General features: G+C 30.9%; 5 protein-coding genes. 1 reads left to right on the forward strand and 4 read right to left on the reverse strand.

Going from position 1 to position 4,270, the window contains the following annotated elements; genetic code table 11:
• On the reverse strand, positions 1-327 hold a 327-nt coding region (locus tag SVN78_08915; GenBank protein ID MDY6821725.1), incomplete at its 3' end, for a trehalase calcium-binding domain-containing protein.
• Between the two features lie 275 nt (positions 328-602).
• On the opposite strand from SVN78_08915, the gene SVN78_08920 reads away from it, so the two are divergent.
• The gene (locus SVN78_08920) at positions 603-2,156 is read left to right on the forward strand and encodes a bifunctional metallophosphatase/5'-nucleotidase (GenBank protein MDY6821726.1); all 1,554 of its coding nucleotides are present in this window, start codon (positions 603-605) and stop codon (positions 2,154-2,156) included.
• Positions 2,157-2,232: 76 nt separating this feature from the next.
• Here the strand turns inward: SVN78_08920 and SVN78_08925 are convergent, their stop codons facing one another.
• The 3 genes from SVN78_08925 to SVN78_08935 form a co-directional block, all read right to left on the reverse strand.
• Positions 2,233-3,099 (reverse strand): glycine betaine ABC transporter substrate-binding protein, encoded by an 867-nt coding sequence (locus SVN78_08925; protein MDY6821727.1) that lies wholly within the window; start codon positions 3,097-3,099, stop codon positions 2,233-2,235.
• 25 nt (positions 3,100-3,124) lie between these two features.
• On the reverse strand, positions 3,125-3,952 hold the full coding sequence (locus tag SVN78_08930) for an ABC transporter permease subunit (GenBank protein MDY6821728.1): 828 nt from the start codon (positions 3,950-3,952) through the stop codon (positions 3,125-3,127).
• Positions 3,948-4,270, reverse strand: a 323-nt coding sequence (locus SVN78_08935; protein MDY6821729.1) for a CBS domain-containing protein, incomplete at its 5' end; no start/stop codon positions are given. The genes SVN78_08935 and SVN78_08930, both read right to left, overlap by 5 nt.

The raw sequence follows: 4,270 nt of genomic DNA on the forward strand, positions 1-4,270 counted from the left end.
TGGATTTTCATAAATATAGTAAGGTCTTAATAACATTATTTGTTTATTTTCTTCTTTATCTAACGATAATTGCATTAAAACATTTGATAGATAGTAGGCACCTTCAACTTTGTATGTTCTACCTGTAATACTCTCTATATAAAAAATCTTATCACCTTTATCATCAACGGTTATTTTATTATCATTATCAGTATCCTCGCTTTCCAATAAGTTTTCCATATTTTCATTAGCATTAACCAAAATTGGCACTCTAATTTCACCTTTAACAATAGATATATTTGTAATTAATAAAATAAATATAAATATAAATATTCTTGCAATTGGCATTTTACACCCCATTATAATTGCTTAAATTTATTATACTTCTGTTTTAATAACATTACAACATGGATTATAATTTAAAAATATTAAAATTCTAAAATTCATTGACAACTTTAACAGTGAAGATTAATATTAAAAAAGTGCAGATATATGAAATGATTTTTATAAGATTAATAAATATATCATTAAAAATGTTCAACAATTTTATTTTTCTACAAACCTATAAAAAGTCTATTAAAGGCTTATTAATTAAAACATTAACTTTGTTTCTTATTTTTATTGTGAATCTTGGGATAACTTCCGCTAAAACCATAGATAATAAAAGTATAAAAAAGATAACCATAGCCTATATTGCCGACATTCATGCACAAATACAGGAACATCAAGAGATGTTTTGGGAGAATAATAAAGAATATTTTACTAATGCAGGTGGATTATCAAGGATTGCCTACGTTGTAAACAAACTAAGAAAAGAGAATTCAGGAAATCTTTTATTTATGGATGCAGGTGATACTTTTCAGGGATCAGGACCAGCTGCACTTAGTAAGGGTGAGGCTATTATAGAGCCAATGAATTCTATAGGGTTAGATCTAGCAGCACTAGGCAATTGGGAGGTTGTCTATGGTAAGGAAAGACTTTTGGAAATAACAGACAAATTAAATTATCCCATTATCGCCTCAAATATTGTAGATAAGTATACAAATAAACTTATTTTTGACCCATATATTATAAAAATAATAGATGGCATAAAAGTTGGCATTTTAGGCTATACTGATCCCGATGTCCCTGAGAGGCAACCACCATCATACAGTAAAGGTCTAATATATAAAGACAAAGAGGTGCTTCAACCACTTATTGATAGAATGAAAAATGATGACAAAGTTGATATCGTTATACTACTCACACACATTGGGCTTCCCAAGGCAGTTAACCTAGCAAGACAGTTACAAAATGTTGATATCTTATTATCTGGTGATACCCACGAAAGGACATATGAACCTATTAACATTGGCAATACCATGGTGGTTGAACCAGGTAGCTTTGGATCTTTCTTAGGTAAAGTTGATCTATATATCTCACAGGGTAAAATTATTGATAAAAGGTGGGAATTAATTGAATTAAAGTCTAATGATTTTCAAAAAGATCCAAACATACAGAGCGTTGTTGAAAAAGCTCTTTTATCGTATAGATCCAAAATGGAAAACGTTATTGGTTATACAAACATCTACCTCTACAGATACAATGTAGTTGAAACAAATATGGATGCAATGTTGTCTGATGCAATACGTGAAATAACAAATACTGATATTGCACTATCTAATGGTTTTAGATTTTCACATCCAATACCTCCAGGTTACATAACTGAAGAAGACCTTTGGAATGTTTATCCTGTTGTAGAAAAATTAAAAGTAGGAAAAATATATGGATGGCAGCTTAGAGAGTTCTGGGAAAAAGAACTTGAAAATGTTTTTTCTCAAGATCCTGATAAACAATTTGGGGGTTGGTTACCTAGACCCTCTGGTATGAAAATTACATTTAATGCATGTGCAGAGTTCGGAAATAGAATTGATTCTATATATGTAGGTGATAAACCTTTAGTTGATAATAAAATTTATACTATTGCAGCATGTGAAAGAGAGGGGGATCCAGAAGATGTCATATGCAGAATACCAGACGTTAAAGATACAACAACTTTAAACATAACAAATCATGAAGCAGTAAAAATTTATTTATCAAATAATTCACCAATAAGTAATATAAAAATGGGACGTGTAGTTGTTAAAGATATAAAAACAGAAGTAAGGTCGCAATACTTTGATATTAAATGTAAATAAACATATATCGCAAATTACTTGAATTCTAATCTTTCAATTATTATCTAATAGAATATTTAATTTTATAATTAACAATCTATTTAGCTGTTTTTAATATTGGCTTTAATAATGTGTCGATCTTTTCTTTTTTGTTTTTTATAAACTTTTCTGCACTATCTTTAGGATCAATACGGTTTTTAACATCAATCATAACCTCTCCCAAATCTAATTTGGTCCAATCAAAATCTTTGAAAAATGTATAAAGCAGTTTATCATCTTTTTTTAATCCTTTGTGTACAACTGTATATATATCACCACCCTCACCAAAAATATTATTTTCATCCTTTAATACTTTTAAATCATATGCGCTAAAAACCCAATGGGGCTTCCATAAAGGGACAACAATCCAATCATGTCTTTTTATTGCCCTATCTAAACTTGCTATCATAATTGCCTCACTACCTGTTACATGCTTAAACACACCAAGATTTGAAAGGTTATTTTCAATTGCATTGTCAATTATTTTAGACATCCCAGCTCCTGGGTCTATGCCAATAATTTTTCCATCAAATTTTTCTTTATGCTTATGAAGTTCTGAAATTTTATCAACCTTAACATAAGAGGGAACAACTAATCCTATCATCGTTCCTTTATAGTTTGTTTGAACAATCTCAACATTCTTTTTATATTTTTTGTATAAATCGGCGTGGGTTATAGGTAACCAAGCACACAATAAGGCATCTGCACTGCCACTAGCCACAGAAGCCCACATTGCAGCATTAGCAACAGATTTAAGGCTAACATCGTAGCCTAAATCCTCAAGAATTCCACCCGCAACATGTGTTATAGCAACACATCTTGTCCATTCAACATAGGGGATAGTAACCTCTTTTTCACTAGAATAAACATTATTTAAAAAAATTGTAAAGATTATTAAGATTAACCCAATTTTTTTAGATAGCATCTTCTTAACCCTCCTTTTTAAAATTTTATTTATTTGCTATACTTTGAGTTATTCTATCTAGAATTATGGCAATTATAACTATACCAATGCCTGCTTCAAAACTTCTGCCAATCCAAAGCCTTTGTATACCTCGCCAAACTTCGCCACCAAGCCCACCAGCACCTATCATAGCGGCAATAACAACCATAGATAGAGCAAGCATAATTGTCTGATTAATGCCTGCCATAATAGTAGATTTTGCAAGGGGTAATTGCAACTGGACTAATCTCTGTCTTTTATTAGAACCAAAAGCCTTGGAACACTCAATAAGCTCCTCAGAAACTTGGCGAATACCTAAAGATGTTAGCCTAATTGTAGGGGGAACAGAAAATACAACTGTTGCAAATATTGCTGGCACTTTACCCAATCCAAAAAAAGATATAGCAGGTACTAAATAAACAAAGGCTGGCAGAGTCTGCATAAAATCAAGTATTGGGGTAACAATTCTATATATATATTCATAAAGAGCTGACAATATACCAATGGGTATACCTATGATTATAGAAAAAAGGGTAGCAACAACTACAAGGGAAAGTGTACTTATAGAAGCTTCCCATAGGTTAAAATTTAAGATAAGGAAAAGGCCAATAAAAGCAAATAAGGTTATGCCCTTTCTCTTTGTTATAAAGAGAGTAATTACTGTTACAATAATAATAAATACCCAAGGCGGAATTGATAAAAAAGCTAATTCTAACCAATCTAACCATTGCTCAGTTAAATTAGAAAAGGCATTCGTAAATACAGAAAGCTTATCTACTAAAAAATTAATAAAAATTTCTATCCACTCACCTAAGGGTAACCTTGGTATATTAATCTCCACTTGTAGAAACCTCTTTTGAAAGCATAGATATTAAAGAGCCTTTTATAATAACTCCTTTTAAATGATCATCATCATCTACAACGGCAAGCGGGTATTTAGAATTTTCAATTAACGCAAAGAGCTCAGTTGCAGGGGTATCTAGTTTAACTTTAACTATATCTGTATCAACAATATCACTAATAATATTTTTTTCTTTATTTATGTTTTTGGCTACATCTCCCACATTAACAATACCAATTACCCTATGATCTTTATCAAGAACAAATAGAGTTGATAGATTGTTTTTTCTCATCTTGCGTAAGACTGATTTAG

The organism is Deferribacterota bacterium, assembly GCA_034189185.1.
Classification (GTDB): Bacteria; Chrysiogenota; Deferribacteres; order Deferribacterales; family UBA228; genus UBA228.